We start from the raw sequence: 16,170 nt of genomic DNA on the forward strand, positions 1-16,170 counted from the left end.
AAGGTAAGGAGAGGAATATATGGTCTTTAGCGAGTTTTCGAGTGCTTGGCTTTCGTTTTTGCTAGCAGGTTTTATTATTGCTTTTATCTTAGGTCTAATTGCCAATAAAACCCATTTTTGTACCATGGGTGCAGTGTCTGATTGGGTGAATATGAATCATATTGGGCGCTTACGCTCATGGTTTTTAGCCATTGCAGTGGCTATCTTAGGAGTAACCGCTTTAGAATACGCAGGGATCACGAGCTTTGACAATAGTTATCCCCCCTATCGCAATGGCCAGCTGATTTGGGCAGAAAATATCTTAGGTGGTCTTTTATTTGGAGTTGGCATGACCCTAGCAGGTGGCTGTGGTAATAAATGTTTAGTCCGATTAGGGGCTGGTAATCTTAAATCCTTATTGGTATTTTTTATTATTGGCCTGACGGCTTATTTCATGTTGAATCCCTTCCCTAACTCTGATCAAACCTTATATTCACTGCTATTTTATCCATGGCTCAATCCACTGGCATTTAATGTCGGTAGCTCCCAAGATTTAGGGGCTTTATTAAGTAATGAAACCAATCTACCCCTGATGCGATTAATCATGGGCAGCCTCATTGGTATTCTATTATTAGGATATGTCCTGATCTCGGCCGATTTTCGCAGTAGCAAAGATTTTGCTTTAGGTGGCTTGGGGGTAGGCTTATGTGTATTAGCCGCTTGGTATGTAACCAGCCAAATTAAACTCGAGTTAGATGGGCAAGCGTATGCCCTCTCTCAATACTATGCCGAATGGGATATGTTGGCTGAGTCAGAGGCGGGTAAGCCAGCGAGTGGTGCGCCATTAAGCACTCAATCTTTTACATTTATTAATCCTATCGGGCAAAGCCTCGCTTATGCAGCCAGTGGTTTTAAGTCCAATTTACTGACTTTTGGTATTTTGGCATGTTTTGGAGTCGTTGCAGGTTCATTTGCTTGGGCTTTAATTTCACGGGGCTTTAAAGTCGAGTGGTTTGCCTCCATCGGTGATTTTGCCAATCATGTAATTGGCGCTGCCTTGATGGGTTTTGGTGGAGTTTTAGCGATGGGCTGCACGATTGGCCAAGGTATTACTGGAGTTTCTACTTTGGCAATTGGCTCAATATTGACCTTAATCAGTATTATTTTTGCCAGCGCTTTAACTATGAAAATTCAGTTTTATCGCATGATGTATGAAGCAGAGGCTAGTTTCTCAAAGGCCTTAGCCAGTAGCTTGGTGGATTTAAAGCTGCTCCCAGAATCTATGCGGCGTTTAGAAAAAGTTTAACTCTAGTTGTGAGGAAGTCGCTATGCTGAAATATGTAATCAGTGGTTTATTCGTTAGCATCTTAGCTTTAAATGGGAGTATCAGTACGCCGACTTGGGCAGCGACCACCCCCACCGATACCGCAAGCACAAGCACAAGCACAAGCACCGAACCTGAGTCACAAACTCAGCGCTTAGTGATTCAAATTAATAAAAATGACCCCGAGCTACAAGACCATGTACTGTCCAATATTGTTAATCTGCAGAAACATTTTGGGATGGATGCTATTGAAATTGAAGTAGTGGCTTATGGTCCAGGGATTTGGTTTTTAACCGATAAAAGCCCCCATAAACAACGCATTGAAAGCTTACTGCTGCAAAATGTAGTTTTCACTGCCTGTGGTAATACCTTAGACACCATCGAAGCAAAAGATGGCAAACGCCCGACTTTGATTGAGGATGTGGACACTGCTCAAGCAGGTATAGCCCGTATTATGGAAAGGCAGAATCAAGGCTGGAATTATTTAAGTCCTTAAGCTGCTACCTCAGCCGCCCTCAGCTCAGCTTAACTTAATGCGCTGAGGGCAGACTTTAAACCGTTAAACCGCCAAACCCGGATTCCCTTCCACATTTTTTAGCTTCGGTGTATTCAGCTCGACTTTGCTGATGGTCTTTTTATCACGCAGATAATCTGCCACCACGTCCCAAATCTGTTTATTGTCTGGCACGCTCTCTTGGACACTCGCCCAACCAGCAACTGGATATTTCTTGGTCATATCCAAGGGTGAACCTGCTAACTCAAGATCAGAAACACGCTCCCCCATTTTCGCCGTCGGGTCAAAACTAAACTTTAAGCCACCGACTCGTACCATATCCCCGCCTTGTTGATAATAAGGGTCAGGGTTAAATAGATTATCAGCAACATCCTCTAAAATACCTTTAATGGCTTCACCCGTCAGCTCATTGCGTGTGACCGTACCGTAGGTAATCGCGGTTTGATCAGCAACATGCTCAAACGTAATCGGTTGGCCGGGCAACAAACTAGTCCCCCAGCGGAAACCGGGTGAGAAGGCAATCGGTGCATCCAAGCGCTCCATTAAAGCATTGCAAATCAACTGATCAAACGTGCCATTGAAATTACCCCGTCGATACAGCACCTCATCACAAACCGCTAACTCTTCCGCTAATTCTTTCTTGAAAGGTTCACGGACTTTTTCAATCAGCTTGAGCATTTCAGGGTCAGGAGTGAGTAAATTCGAAAAGACGGGTAAGAGCTTATAACGATAATCGACAACCTTACCCTCTTTCACGTCTAAATCCAGCACCCCTAAAAACTTGCCATTCGAACCAGCATTAGTGACTAAGGTTTTACCGCTGGCATTGTCAACCACCACTGGCTGATAAACACCGTCATGGGTATGTCCGCCCATAATCGCATCAATACCCGTGACTTTGCTGGCCATTTTCAGGTCAACATCCATACCATTGTGCGAAAGCACCACCACCACTTTCGCACCCTTACTGCGAGCTTCATCCACCATCGCTTGCATACGATCATCACGGATACCAAAGCTCCACTCGGGAATCAAATGCTTAGGATTAGCCACGGGGGTATAAGGGAAGGCCTGCCCAAGAATAGCCACTGGCACACCATTGATCTCCTTAATCACATAGGGTGCAAAGACAGGCTCTTCAAAATCGGTACTCATCACATTTTGTGCGACGAAATCAATCTTACCTGCAAAATCTTTTTCAATGATTTCTTTGACTCGATCTGCACCATAGGTCATTTCCCAATGTGCAGTCATCACATTCACGCCCAAAGCTAATTGGGCATCGACCATATCTTGAGCTTTGGTTTTGAGTGAAGTCCACGAGCCTTGCCAAGTATCGCCCCCATCCAATAATAAAGCCCCTTTGCGTTGGGCACGGATTTGGTCGACCAAGGTTTTCAAATGCGCGAAACCCCCGACTTTACCATATTGCTTTGCGGCTTCGGCGAAATCTAAATAAGTAAAGGCATAAGCATCTAAGCTTTTTGCTTCAAGCTTATAATGCTTTAGAAAATGCTCACCGACTAAATGGGGTGGCTTAGCTAACATGCCGGCTATGCCTAAATTAACATTCGGCTCACGATAATAAATGGGTGAAAGCTGTGCATGGCAATCCGTATAATGTAACAGGGATACATTACCAAACGCAGGCAATTCATAGGGATTAGCAGGCTGGTCAGCAGCAAAGCTCAAGCGCGGATTCAAGTGAAAACCCGCCACACTCGCAGCCGTTAATAATTGTAAAAACTCACGGCGATTCATGCCCATTGGGTGATCCCCTAAACTGGAAGAATGTTAGATTAAGCGCTCAAATTCGAAATACTTGAGCGCTATTTTAAGATTACTTATTTACTGGCGATGCAGGGTCAACGAGGAAAGCAACCAGATCAGCGACCTGTTCAGGCGTCAGCACGCCGTTATGCCCAAAGCGGGGCATATTTGAGCAGGCCATATACGTCTGCGAATTGAAGATCTTCTCGTAAGTATACTTAATGGTTTCCTCACTATTACCACGCATTTTGCCGTAACCCGTTAAAGAGTTGCCAAGATTACCTGCTGCAACTTCTTTGGGGTCAGCAGCATGACAGGCATAGCAATTACCGCCACGGGGTTTATCCGCCTTATCCGGTGCAATGACACCGACACGCATCCCAAAACCTGTATTAAAAACTTCCTTGCCCTTTTCCCAATTACCCATCATTTTATTATCAGCGGGGTATTTAATGGTTGCTTTCTCACGCTCCATGATGGCTTTCATCAAGTCGGCAGGCGGTTTATTGCGATGCTCAGAGCAAGCTTTTAGAGTCTCGTCTTGCTTTAAACGCTCTAACTGCTGCTTCTCGCCCTGTTGATAACCGGTAGCTATATATTGATCGACTAAAGCTTGAATAGCTTTGTCATCGTCCGCAGCCCAAGCCACACCTGCTAAGGCTGCTAAAGCTAAACTTGCTAGTAATGTTTTTTTCATAACCCTTGCTCCTTAGCGTGACATGCCGGGTAAAACATAAGTGCCATCTTTAGCTTGCGCAGTCAGATAAGCAATCAAGGCCACACTCAAAGGCGCACCGTATTCTGTATCTGGCAAACGCATTTGCCCTTCACAATCCCAAATACGATGTTGCATAGTGCGCACCGCTGCATGCGATACACGATAAGTCGGCCAACCACCAATCGCCTTTTGTGCATCAGGGCCAGCTTTAGAGAAATTGCCGAGGTTTTGTAAACGAATCCGTTGCTTATCTGCACCATGACAAGAAGCACAGGAAAAATCTAGGGGGCCAGTGCGATGATAAAACAGAGCTTCGCCCACTTTAATCGCTTCTTGCTCTTTAGGATGAGCCAAGGATGGATTAATTTTCATACCGTCTGACTGCGCTGCGATATACACGGCGATAGCTTCTAAATCGGTGTTATCCTCATTCGCTTTTTCATTGGCATAGGTTTTTTTCTTCAGTTCTGCTGCATCAAAACCTTGTACCGTCGTCATACAGGTAATCATACGTGATTCTAAATCTTGCACTTGATCGGTATCTTTGAAATAGCGTGGCAGCTCGGCATAAACACCTTTCACGACACCTTTGCCTAAACCAAAATCACACTCTTCCATCGAAACATTTTTCGGGCCGCGCTTTTCTTTAAATAGCTCCTCGCCTCGATCAACCACCAATAAGGCCGGATTCGCATCACGGTCACCGTAGGTCATTTCACGATAAGCATCCGCATTCGGCTCTTCGGCTGCATACACTGCCGTCAGAGCCAAACTGCTGATGAGCAGTCCGGGTAATACTAATTTTTTCATTGAAAGCTCCTTCCCTAGCATTAGAGCAAAACTGATTTGACGGTTTATTCGACGGCTGCTTCGGCTGTATCCGTCCCGTCTTTATTGTCTTTCCAAGTTAACTTCAACTTATCGCCCACCGCGCCCTTATAATTGAAGGACAGATAAGGATTCTTGGAAACTGACCCACCCCAACTCGTTTTCATCACTTCCTTATCATTGGCAGTGACGACAACTTCGGTAATATAATGTGCTGGAACAACTGCACCAGAAGAATCTTTCCGCAGCCCCGTTTCCATCGGGTGAGTCATGAGGGCTTTCACTTCGATCAAGCCACCATCAATTGATTTTGCTTTGAGTTTTACGCTCGCCATCTAAATATTCCTCCTGCCTGTATTAACCGCCACAACCACCAATGGTCACTTTCACTTCCTGCTTAGCACTAAACAGCCCATCTTTGGTTTGCACTAAAGCAATCACTTCAGAAGTTTTGGCCATTTTAATCCGAGTCGACACGTCTGCCGATGTACCTTCAGGAATCGTAAAAGTTGCCGCTAAGGGAGTAGGATTATTCGACACCACAATACTGATGCCTGTAATTCCTGCCAGCGTTGAGCTAACCGTCAGCGGTACAACCGCACCGTTTTCAGCAATTTCAGGGGCTTTCAGTTGAATATCGGTCGAGGGTTTTGAATCGGTTGCATTAATCAGCTTTAAAACTTCATCCAAAGTTTTAGCCGTAAAAGGATTAGCTGCTGGGTCTTCAGCCGCCACTGCTAAGTTTGAACTAATTAAGCCACTGCCAATCGCAATACCGGCAGCACTAATGGCTAATGTATTCGTGAGAAACGTTCTCCGTTTCATAAGATCTCCTGTCTATCTTCTAGCTAAGCGCTCCTGAATGGAGCTTAAAATTAAAGTTACAATGGGATGGGTAATGGTATAGCCGAACTAGAGAGCTAGCGGAAATCACTGAATGAATTTGGCAAGTTGCAGTAGAGTAACTCATCAAACCACCTCCTCCTAGCGGCTATCAATTTAACTACAGTTAATTAGAATTGATAAATAACGAATGAGTAGCAAACATTAATAACACCTAAACTCTATAGGGTCAAACGTCTATCTCTAAAGGGAAGGGTGGCTTATACCGCTTAGCTAAGCTAGATCAAGGCTACTTTAGCGATGAATAGACAACCTATACACCCCCCTAAATCGCTCAAGGTGTTTGCTTAAGCACCGCCAACTCAGCGAGAATAGGCGCTTAAGTTAGCCTTTGAAACAGAGTCATGACCTCACGTCCCTATCAACTCAATCAACTCATCGCCCTCGCCCAAGATGAAGCCAACCGTTTTCGTCTGAATCACCCGCAATCGGCTAGGCTCGCTGAACAAGCCAAGCAGCATTTATATGGGGGTGTCCCGATGCATTGGATGGCAGATTGGTCGACCCCTTTCCCTTTATTTGTACAAGCAGCTAAAGGCGCCTGCTTTAGCGATGTCGATGGTCATCGCTATGCTGATTTTTGCTTAGGTGATACTGGCTCGATGTTTGGACACTCTCCTGCTCCAGTCGCTCAAGTCATCGCTGAGCAGGCCGCCCACGGCTATACCACGATGCTCCCGAGTGAAGATGCCATTGCCGTTAGTCAGCAACTCAGCGAGCGTTTTGGCTTAGCCTTTTGGCAAATCGCAACGACGGCCACTGATGCGAATCGTTGGGCTTTACGGTGGGCGCGTGCCGTCACCAAGCGCAAGGTGATAGTCGTCTTTGATGGCTGCTATCATGGCACGGTCGATGAGACGATGGTGCGGCTACACAACGGCAAAACCGTACACCGCAAAGGCTTAAAAGGCCAAGCTTTAGACTTAACTCAATACATGCGTGTCGTGGAATTTAACGATCTTGATGCGCTTCAAGCGGCTTTGCAAAACCACGATGTCGCTGCCGTCTTATGCGAACCTGTGATGACTAATATTGGTATGGTTTTGCCAGAGGCTGGCTTTCATGCCGAGCTGCGCCGCCTTACCCGAGCGTATGGTACGCTGTTAATCCTAGATGAAACCCATACCATCTCTACTGGCTATGGTGGCTATACTCAAGCCTTTGGCTTAGAGCCAGATCTATTTGTGTTAGGTAAGCCTATTGCAGGCGGCTTGCCTTGCTCAGTATTGGGTATGAGTGCTGAGGTTGCACAGAGCATGCAGCAGCTCAATACCTCAAATAATCCTAATGATCACGATGGGCATGGGCATAGCGGGATGGGCACAACCCTATCTGCGAATATGTTCACGATGCGAGCGATGCGGGCTAATCTTGAGCAAGTCATGACCCGAGCAGCCTATCAAGATATGATCCCTAAAGCAGAGTATTTAGCACAAGGCTTGCGGGCGATGCTGGCCCAACATCAACTAGCTTGGTGTATTACCCAAATTGGCGCACGGGTAGAATTTCAATTTAGCGCTACTCCACCACGGACTGGGCATGCAGCCGAACTTGCCTTTGACGATGAATTAGAACAGTGCATCCATCTCTATCTGCTGAATCGTGGTATAATGATCACCCCGTTTCACAATATGATGCTCGTGTGTCCGGCGACTCAAGTTACTGATATTGATCAACTTATTCAAACACTCGCTGCCTTCATTCAAGCATTATACTAAGGATTGATCATGCAACCGACCGCCCCTGTTCGCTCACCGGAAGTGACGAGTTTTTTAAGCGCCCATCCACATTTGTCACAAATCGCACTGATTCTGACGGATATTAATGGGATTGCGCGTGGCAAATTTTTGCGCCCTCACGAATTGCATGCTTTATTTTTACAGGGTCGCCCGCTGCCGAGTTCAATTCTTTCTTTAAATGTATTAGGTGAAGATGTTGATACGACCGGTTTGGTTTGGGAAGTCGCGGATCAAGACTGCCTCGCTAAACCTATCGTGAACTCACTCAAACTCTGCCCGTGGCTACCCAATACTGGGCAAGTCTTGGTCAGTATGGATAAATTGGCAGGTCTGCCAGCGGCGGTGGCGGACCCGCGTTTGCGCTTAGCTGCGATTATCGCAGGATTGAAAGCGGATAACTTACAGCCTGCGTTGGCGTGTGAATTAGAGTTTTATTTGCTCGATGCACAAGCTTGGAAACAAGGCAAAGTCATGCCTGCTACCGCTAGCAATCAATTGCCACTCACGCAAACTCAGGTCTACAGCGTGGATGATTTAGAAGCCATGCGCCCTTTTTTTGCCGATGTATATAAATACGCCGCACTGCAAGGTTTACCTGCAGAAACCGCCATTTCTGAATACGCACCGGGGCAATTTGAAATCACCTTAGTCTATCGCAAAGATGCCCTGCAAGCCGTGGATGAAGCCATTCAATTCAAGCGTTTAATCAAGGGCGTTGCTGAGCAACACGGAATGTTGGCCTGTTTTATGGCTAAACCGTTTACGGAGCAAGCTGGGAGTGGCATGCATATTCATGTCAGTTTGCAGGATAATGATGGCTTAAACCTCATGAGTACCGATGAAACTGAAACCAATGCCTACTTACTGCATAGCATTGGCGGTATGGCTGCGACCATACAAGACAGCATGGCAATTTTTGCCCCACATGCCAACTCGTATCGGCGCTTTAAAGCCAATAGTTATGCGCCCACTGCTGCGACTTGGGGGATTAATAATCGCAGTGTCACCTTCCGCGTCCCCACGGGAGCAGCAGCAAGTCGGCATATTGAACATCGTGCTTCGGGTGCGGATGCGAATCCTTATTTGGCAGTGGCTGCAGTCTTAGCAGGTCTGCATCATGGGATTAAGCATCAGATTCATCCGGGCAAACCTATCGAAGGTAATGCGTATGGCGAGCAAAATAATACGCTGCCATTGAATTGGTATGACAGTTTAGCCGTATTTGCAAACTCAGATTTTATTGCTGATTATTTTGGCGAGGACTTCCAACGCATTTACAGCGCCTTAAAACGTGAAGAATGCGAGCGCTTTAATGCCGAAGTGAGTGAGTTAGATCATCGTTGGCATTTACGCTTAGCCTGAAGCATCCATGAACCCATGAAGAAGCCGTGAAGGAGCGCTTGCCCCTTCAATCTGACTGACTACGCTGCACCTATGGGTTCTGGGCGAGATTAATACACATCACGCTGATAGCGATGCTCGGTGATTAATAATTCCAACCAGTCATGCGCTTGCTCTGGTGTTTTACCGCCCTGCTGAACTGCAATCTCCAGTAGCGCCTGATGCACATCTTTTGCCATACCGTGCATATCGCCACAGACATACAGATGCGCTCCGGTTTGCAGCCACTGATAAACCTCTGCCCCTGCTTCTAATAAACGATGCTGTACATAGATTTTCTCAGCCTGATCCCGCGAGAAGGCCACACTCATCCGTTCAAGTACACCAGACTGCAATAAGCCTTGCCATTCAATTTGGTAGAGGAAGTCGGTACGAAAACGCTGCTCACCAAAAAATAACCAAGTATTACCGCTTAGACCTTGAGCTTCACGCTCAAACAAAAAGCTACGGAAAGGTGCTACCCCTGTACCTGCGCCGATCATAATCAGCTTAGTAGTTGGATCAGCTGGTAGGCGAAAATGGGGATTTTCTTTAATATAAACCTGACTGAAATCACCTGCTTGCAAGCGGGCTAAACCATTAGAAGCCGTACCTAAATGCTCGCGCCCATTAAACGGGTATTGGACACGCTTGACTAATAAATGAACCTCATCAGGATGCGCCTTCGGGCTAGACGCAATTGAGTATTGGCGATCTTGGAGCGGACGGAGTAACTCGACTAGAGCTTGAGCCGTTAATTTACTCGGATAGGTTTGCAAAACATCCGCCCAGTCAGCAGTCCACAAAAAATCCTTCAAAGCGTCTTTAGCTTCGACGGCTGCTTGCAATTCAGTCTGCTTAATTAATTCGGCATATTGCTTTAATTGGCGTTTCGTCACCGTTGATAATTCTAAATGATGGCTTAAAGCAGTGCGTAACGCTAACTCATGCTCATTGAGCCTAACCGTTTCAGAGCCGGTGAATTGCCCCTGCCTTAAGACTTCATCAACCAAAGCGGCATCATTTGGGAGTTGAACTGCTAAAATATCGCCGGGTTGATATTGAATACCCGAATCTTCTAAAGAAAACTCTAAATGCCAAACTTCCTTGCTAGAACCCGTATCGGTTAGATTGATGCTCGTTAATAACTCGGATTTAAACGGACGCTCACTTGAATATAAAGCCTCACTCACACTGGCAGCGACGGGGTTAGTGATAAATTGAGTATTCGCAGCCTCTGTTTCTGGTTTGAATTGTGCTAAGACTTGCTCCTGCCAAGCTTGAGCCGGTTTAGCAAAATCGACATCGCAATCTACTCGCGCTAATACCCGCTGGGCGCCTAATTCGGCCAACCGTGCATCTAAGAGAGCGCCTGCTTGACAAAATTCATCATAACTCGAATCACCTAAGGCTAAGATGCTGTACTCAAGTTTTTCTAGGCGAGGTGCACGCGCTGACTGAATAAAATTAAAAAAGGCACGGGCATCATCCGGTGGTTCGCCATTGCCATGCGTACTGACAACCATCACTAAGCGCTGTTCTTGCTTCAGCTGCTGCGGGCGATAGTCCTTCATATTGCTCAGGCTCACTTCACCACCTTGGGCTGTTAAGCCAGCAGACAATTGCTCGGCAATTTTCTTACCATTACCTGTTTGGGTGGCATACAGAATCAAGGTTTTGATCGCCGCTGGCGTCGTTACGACCGAACTCATCACGGATGTCGTCGCTATAGCGGTACTGCGCTGTGGGAAAGGAATTACATTGTCCTTCCCCATCGACAAACCTGAAAGATAGCCACCCAACCAAGCGAGTTGGACAGGGCTTAAATCCGTGACAGCGGAGGTAATACGCTCTAATTGTTGGGCACTCAACACGGTCATAACTGCTCTCATTCAGGCTAAAAATAGTAGATTCGCGCCAGTATGCCGCACTAAGTATTTCTGTTAAAGTGATATAAAAAGATTAAAATATCACATTTTTCGCTATTAAATTTTAAATAAAAATACCTGCTAACCAGCAGGTATCCAAAGCACAAAACGATCAGATCACTTCGTATATTTAAAAGCAGGCATCTTTTCTAATAGCTCTTTAGTTGCACCCTCTAATACAATTTGCTCATCTTGCATTTGGAGGAATTTAACGGGTACAGCCACTCGATGTTCACCCATCCCTAAAAATCCGCCCACTTCGATCACTGCATAAGAAAGAAAGGTATCCGGTGCAATAATTAAGTCCTCGACCTCACCTACTTTGTCACCTTTCTCATTTACCACTTTTTTATCAAGAATCGACTTTTCTGCACTCCAACCATTCATGACATCCACAAACTCCGTTACGGAAACTCCAGTCAGCGAAGCACCTGCAACGGGTGTGCTAGTCGCGGCTGGAGCCGGTGCAGCGGTCGCCTCAGCTGGAGCAGCTGTTGTTTCAGTTGGAGTCGTAGCCGCTGGCGTTTCAGCTTGAACGAAACTCGTGGTAGCTAATAAAGCCGTGCTTAATACTAATACAAGGCGATAATTCATTAATAAACTCCTTCAATCAAAAATTAAAATAAAATATTTCAAACACTTCAATCCAATCAATCATCTCAGCCTCAACGAGATACTGAATGTATTCATTATCATTCAGCAAAACTAAACACTAGACTTAAGTATCAACTTAGGATTTAGGTTGTAGTTAATTGATTTTAGTTAAGTGCAACTTGAGTTTAGGAGATATTTTAGAATTTTTATTAAAAATAACGCTTAGCCATAAAAAAGGCTGGTACTAGACCAGCCTTTGCAGTACTTGGGTAAACCGTTTAATTAATAACGGTTACGATAGCCGCCACCGTCACGATCACCACCGCGACCGCCACCACCGAAGCCACCGTCACGACGTGGAGGACGACCGCCACCACCACCGCCACCTGTGTTTTCACGTGGTTTAGCTTCATTAACTTTGGCATTACGACCACCGATATTGGTGTCATTTAAGCCATTAATGGCCGCTTGCGCTGAACTATTATCAGGCATTTCTACGAAACCGAAACCCTTTGAACGGCCAGTTTCTTTATCTTTAATAATGCTAACTTTGCTAACATCACCGAAGGCACTAAAAATGCTGCGCAGGTCTTCTTCAGTAGTTGCGTAGGCCAGGTTTCCAACGTAAATATTCAATTGTAGTCATCTCATCTATTGTGTGCTGCGGAAATTCAATTAGTTAACGGGCAAGCAGACACACAAATTACCCGTAACATTTAGGCATCAAGCCCTCAGCAATTACTAGTGTATAGTAGTTTTGTTTCAATGAAAGAAAAATCTTGCTAAATTTCGCCTCCATGCTCGCCTTATTTACATCAGTAAATTATCATTTACTGATGCTTCACCAGAGAAGTAAGCAGCCAAGAACTGATCAAAGCTAATTTCATCTGAATTTTCAATAACTTGCTGCTGATACAAAGAGTCTTGTGCCATCTGGACAAATTCAGTCGTGCGTATTTGGGATAATTGTCTTTTTAGAAAGAAATCACGATGTTGCCGCGATTTAGCTTGAGCAAAACTGAAAAAACTTGCACCTTTTTCATGCATTTCCGCCATCATCTGTGCAGAAGGGGTTGCTTCAGGATTAAACAGCAACTCCCGTTGATGCTGCACTGCAACAGTATACGCTGGCTCTTGATGCACCCGAGCTAACAAGTCTGCTACGGGTTGCATTTGCTCGAGTAATTCTAACCCCCAATCTTTTAAACTCATTTGCCGCTCACCTGACTGCAGGATTAAACCCGGTTTACGTCCTTGATGCGCGACCAGCATTTGATTGCTATTAATCAGTTGCCGCTCGGTGGAATCAATTTTTGGGCTAGCTTGGAATAAGCAAAAATGCATAAAGACTTCTAAGAAACGTAATTGCTCGTAGGTCAAACCTGCTGGATGAAAGATATTGATGTCAACCGAACGTAACTCAATATATTTAATACCGCGTTTTTTGAGCGCATTCACTGGTTTTTCAAAACCTTGCAAAGGTTGTTTAGGACGTACTGTACTGTAATACTCATTCTCAATTTGTAGAATATTGGTATTCAGCTGCCGATAAACACCATCGACTTTTACCCCGATCTTTTCATATTCAGGACTCGGAGTATGAATCGCTCGCCGTAAGCTTTCCGTATAGCTAGATACCGAGTCATAACAGACCTGTACCCCGCTCGCACTTTCCTTGCTATTGGTATAGCCGATATTACCCATGCGTAAAGACGTGCCATACGGCTCATACAAAGTGTAGTCATTCAATTCACGCATGGTTGCCGGCGCTTTACGTCCACCTAAGAAACTTTTGCAAATCGCCGGAGACGTACCAAATAAATAGATAATCAACCAACCGTAGCGTAGCAAATTGCGGGTGAGTGCCATGTATTGCTCATCACGGAACTCACGCAAACTGCCCTGATGTTGCTCCACCATTTGCCAAGGTTTCCAAAATGGCTCAGCAATAGAATAGTTAAAATGAATACCGGCGATCACTTGCATGGTTTTGCCATACCGCCAAGCTAAGCCTTGTCGATAGACATGCTTCATTAACCCTGCATTGGAGCGACCGTATTCTGCAATCCGAATGTCCTGCTCACCATTTAAAACACAAGGCATGCTAGTCGTCCATAGCAGCTCATTATCTAAATGCTGATACACGAAACTCTCAATATCAAGCAAAAAATCCAAAGCAGCCGATGCACGCGCTTGGGGCGGTGTAATCAGTTCAATCAAAGACTCCGAATAATCCGTGGTAATCCAAGGGTGGGTTAAAGCCGAACCGAGCACTTTGGGGTGATCTGTTTGTGCTAGCGTACTGTTAGGGGTAACCCGTAAACTTTCTTTTTCTAAACCAGTGCGGCTCTCCTGTAAGGCAGCCGATAACCGATGTTTTTCAATAGCCTGTAAGCGCTGTTCCAATCGTTTATACACAAACAGCTCCTCCTAAATTTTGATGGGGTTTGGTCAATTTAAAGAATAACAGCTTTAAAGCTAAACGTCTGATAGCAGTTTTTTGAATTGGGATATTTAAGCTCAACGGTCATGCCTAGTCTCTGCACAGAACAGCCGTTATACTCGAATCAGTCTAGGTGGAGGAAGGATGGATGGAGTTTGAAACGATCTTATTAACAACGATTGAGTCGGGTATTTACTGCCTAACCATCAATCGTCCTGCTCAATTTAATGCACTGAATGCACAAACTTTAGCAGAGATTCACTCAGCCGCTGAGTATCTTAAAACTCAAGCCGATGCACGAGTCCTTCTTCTAACAGGCTCAGGACAAAAGGCGTTTGCGGCAGGGGCTGATATTAAAGAAATGCAGTCAAAAACTGCCATCGAAGGCCAAGCCTTTGGGCGCAAAGGTATGCAGGCTTTCCGTAGCTTAGAGCTATTACCGATACCGGTGATTGCTGTTGTGCAGGGCTTTGCCTTGGGAGGTGGCTGTGAATTAGCCATGAGCTGCGATTGGATTATCGCTTCTGAACAAGCGCAATTCGGTCAACCTGAAGTGGCTTTAGGTGTCACACCGGGCTTTGGGGGTACACAACGTTTAAGTCGCTTAATTGGGCGTTCTAAAGCCCTCGAATTATTGGTATCCGGTCGGCGCATTGATGCAGCGACTGCGTTAGCGTGGGGACTAGTGAATCATGTCTATCCTGCTGATCAATTGATGAATGAAGCACTCAAAATAGCGCGTGAAATTGCCGCCCAAGCACCGCTGGCGGTACAAATGTGTAAACAACTGGTAATTCGTGGGCAAGACTTAGAGCTAACAACCGCGTGTTTACTTGAAGAACAGGCCTTTGGCTTAAGCTTCTCAACCACTGACCAAAAAGAAGGTATGGCTGCTTTTGTAGAAAAACGTAAAGCGGTATTCCGGGGCTTTTAATGACAGTTAGAGCTTAAACTCATCCACTAGCTTGCGTAGTTTTGTTTTACTTAGCGCCACTATCCATGCGGCAACACTCGCATAGCGGCCAGAAGCTGATAAACTGCGCGGCTATGAAAATTGGCCCTTATACCTTAACCAATCACCTGATCGTGGCTCCCATGGCTGGAGTCACGGATCGTCCTTTTCGTACCTTGTGTAAACAGTTGGGTGCAGGCCATGCGGTTAGCGAAATGATGGCCGCAGACATGAGTTTATATGCACAAAAAAAATCCATGTTCCGGGCTAATTTTGACGGTGAACTCGCACCTATCTCTGCCCAAATCGCAGGCTCTGACCCCAAACAAATGGCCGAAGCAGCACGTTATCAAGTCGCGAATGGTGCGCAAATGGTAGACATCAATATGGGCTGCCCTGCCAAAAAAGTCTGTAAACGTTTAGCAGGTTCGGCTTTATTGCAAGATGAAGATTTAGTGGCCAAGATTTTGGATGCAGTCGTCGCCGCTGTCGATGTGCCCGTCACCTTAAAAACCCGCCTAGGCTTTGCGAATGGGCAAGAAAATATTCTGCGGGTCGCGCAGCGTGCTGAGCAAGCCGGAATTGCGGCCCTAGCGATTCATGGGCGTACTCGTGAGCAAATGTATACGGGTGAAGCCCGCTATTCACTGATTCGGGAAGTCAAACAGCGCCTTCAGATTCCAGTGATTGCTAATGGTGATATTAATAGCCCTGCCAAAGCTCAATTCGTACTCGAGCAAACTGGGGCAGATGCCCTGATGATCGGTCGAGCGGCTCAAGGTCGCCCGTGGATTTTTCGTGAAATCGCACATTATTTACTGACAGGTGAGTCCTTAGCTGCACCGAGCCTCCGTGAAATTCATACCGTGGTTTTGCAGCATTTAACGGATTTGTATGCCTTTTATGGTGAGTATTCAGGCTGCCGCATGGCACGCAAACATATCGCTTGGTATACGACTAACTTACCGAATAGCCATGCCTTCCGTGCCGCCATGTATACGGAAACATCGACAGCCACCCAAGCAGAAGCGGTGGAAGCTTATTTTGCAAGGCTGATGGTTCAATTTGATCCCTCTCAGCCTTTAGCTGCGTGACTGC

Annotated in this window: 15 protein-coding genes; 6 read left to right on the plus strand and 9 right to left on the minus strand. The window is 45.8% G+C overall.

The features are described from left to right. Positions 1–19 precede the first annotated feature (19 nt). Positions 20–1,285 carry a YeeE/YedE family protein gene (locus B5D50_RS01470; RefSeq protein ID WP_078920799.1) on the plus strand — a complete coding sequence of 422 codons (1,266 nt, stop codon included), beginning with the start codon at positions 20–22 and terminating at the stop codon, positions 1,283–1,285. A 22-nt stretch (positions 1,286–1,307) separates the two neighbouring features. Continuing rightward, complete coding sequence (locus B5D50_RS01475) at positions 1,308–1,799, plus strand: DsrE family protein (RefSeq protein ID WP_078920800.1); 492 nt, start codon at positions 1,308–1,310, stop codon at positions 1,797–1,799. Between the two features lie 63 nt (positions 1,800–1,862). Here the strand turns inward: B5D50_RS01475 and soxB are convergent, their stop codons facing one another. From soxB to soxY, 5 genes are all read right to left on the minus strand, one after another. Further along, positions 1,863–3,584, minus strand: a complete 1,722-nt coding sequence (gene soxB / locus B5D50_RS01480; RefSeq protein WP_078920801.1) for a thiosulfohydrolase SoxB — start codon at positions 3,582–3,584, stop codon at positions 1,863–1,865. A gap of 73 nt (positions 3,585–3,657) precedes the next feature. Further along, positions 3,658–4,284, minus strand: a complete 627-nt coding sequence (gene soxX, locus B5D50_RS01485; protein ID WP_078920802.1) for a sulfur oxidation c-type cytochrome SoxX — start codon at positions 4,282–4,284, stop codon at positions 3,658–3,660. Between the two features lie 12 nt (positions 4,285–4,296). Continuing rightward, complete coding sequence (soxA, locus tag B5D50_RS01490; RefSeq protein ID WP_078920803.1) at positions 4,297–5,115, minus strand: sulfur oxidation c-type cytochrome SoxA; 819 nt, start codon at positions 5,113–5,115, stop codon at positions 4,297–4,299. A 44-nt stretch (positions 5,116–5,159) separates the two neighbouring features. After that, the gene (soxZ, locus tag B5D50_RS01495; RefSeq protein ID WP_078920804.1) at positions 5,160–5,468 is read right to left on the minus strand and encodes a thiosulfate oxidation carrier complex protein SoxZ; all 309 of its coding nucleotides are present in this window, start codon (positions 5,466–5,468) and stop codon (positions 5,160–5,162) included. Between the two features lie 22 nt (positions 5,469–5,490). Further along, on the minus strand, positions 5,491–5,958 hold the full coding sequence (soxY, locus tag B5D50_RS01500; RefSeq protein WP_078920805.1) for a thiosulfate oxidation carrier protein SoxY: 468 nt from the start codon (positions 5,956–5,958) through the stop codon (positions 5,491–5,493). A gap of 422 nt (positions 5,959–6,380) precedes the next feature. Here soxY and B5D50_RS01505 point away from each other — a divergent pair, with 422 nt between their 5' ends. Together B5D50_RS01505 and B5D50_RS01510 are read left to right on the plus strand one after the other, a co-directional pair. Next, a complete protein-coding gene (locus B5D50_RS01505; RefSeq protein ID WP_078920806.1) occupies positions 6,381–7,754 on the plus strand; it encodes an aspartate aminotransferase family protein in 1,374 nt (457 codons plus the stop codon). A 9-nt stretch (positions 7,755–7,763) separates the two neighbouring features. Continuing rightward, on the plus strand, positions 7,764–9,137 hold the full coding sequence (locus B5D50_RS01510) for a glutamine synthetase family protein (protein ID WP_078920807.1): 1,374 nt from the start codon (positions 7,764–7,766) through the stop codon (positions 9,135–9,137). A gap of 89 nt (positions 9,138–9,226) precedes the next feature. Here the strand turns inward: B5D50_RS01510 and B5D50_RS01515 are convergent, their stop codons facing one another. The 4 genes from B5D50_RS01515 to gshA form a co-directional block, all read right to left on the minus strand. Further along, on the minus strand, positions 9,227–11,035 hold the full coding sequence (locus B5D50_RS01515) for an assimilatory sulfite reductase (NADPH) flavoprotein subunit (protein WP_078920808.1): 1,809 nt from the start codon (positions 11,033–11,035) through the stop codon (positions 9,227–9,229). A gap of 165 nt (positions 11,036–11,200) precedes the next feature. Next, on the minus strand, positions 11,201–11,677 hold the full coding sequence (locus B5D50_RS01520; RefSeq protein ID WP_078920809.1) for a PRC-barrel domain-containing protein: 477 nt from the start codon (positions 11,675–11,677) through the stop codon (positions 11,201–11,203). A 282-nt stretch (positions 11,678–11,959) separates the two neighbouring features. Next, on the minus strand, positions 11,960–12,313 hold the full coding sequence (locus B5D50_RS01525; protein WP_078920810.1) for an RNA recognition motif domain-containing protein: 354 nt from the start codon (positions 12,311–12,313) through the stop codon (positions 11,960–11,962). A gap of 174 nt (positions 12,314–12,487) precedes the next feature. Continuing rightward, a complete protein-coding gene (gene gshA, locus B5D50_RS01530) occupies positions 12,488–14,095 on the minus strand; it encodes a glutamate--cysteine ligase (protein WP_078920811.1) in 1,608 nt (535 codons plus the stop codon). A gap of 173 nt (positions 14,096–14,268) precedes the next feature. On the opposite strand from gshA, the gene B5D50_RS01535 reads away from it, so the two are divergent. Both B5D50_RS01535 and dusB read left to right on the plus strand, forming a co-directional pair. Further along, positions 14,269–15,054: an enoyl-CoA hydratase-related protein gene (locus tag B5D50_RS01535; RefSeq protein WP_078920812.1), complete on the plus strand. Its 786-nt coding sequence runs from the start codon at positions 14,269–14,271 to the stop codon at positions 15,052–15,054. A gap of 113 nt (positions 15,055–15,167) precedes the next feature. Then, a complete protein-coding gene (gene dusB, locus B5D50_RS01540) occupies positions 15,168–16,166 on the plus strand; it encodes a tRNA dihydrouridine synthase DusB (RefSeq protein WP_078920813.1) in 999 nt (332 codons plus the stop codon). The last annotated feature ends 4 nt before the right edge of the window (positions 16,167–16,170 follow it).

The organism is Thiothrix eikelboomii (assembly GCF_900167255.1).
Taxonomy (GTDB): domain Bacteria; phylum Pseudomonadota; class Gammaproteobacteria; order Thiotrichales; family Thiotrichaceae; genus Thiolinea; species Thiolinea eikelboomii.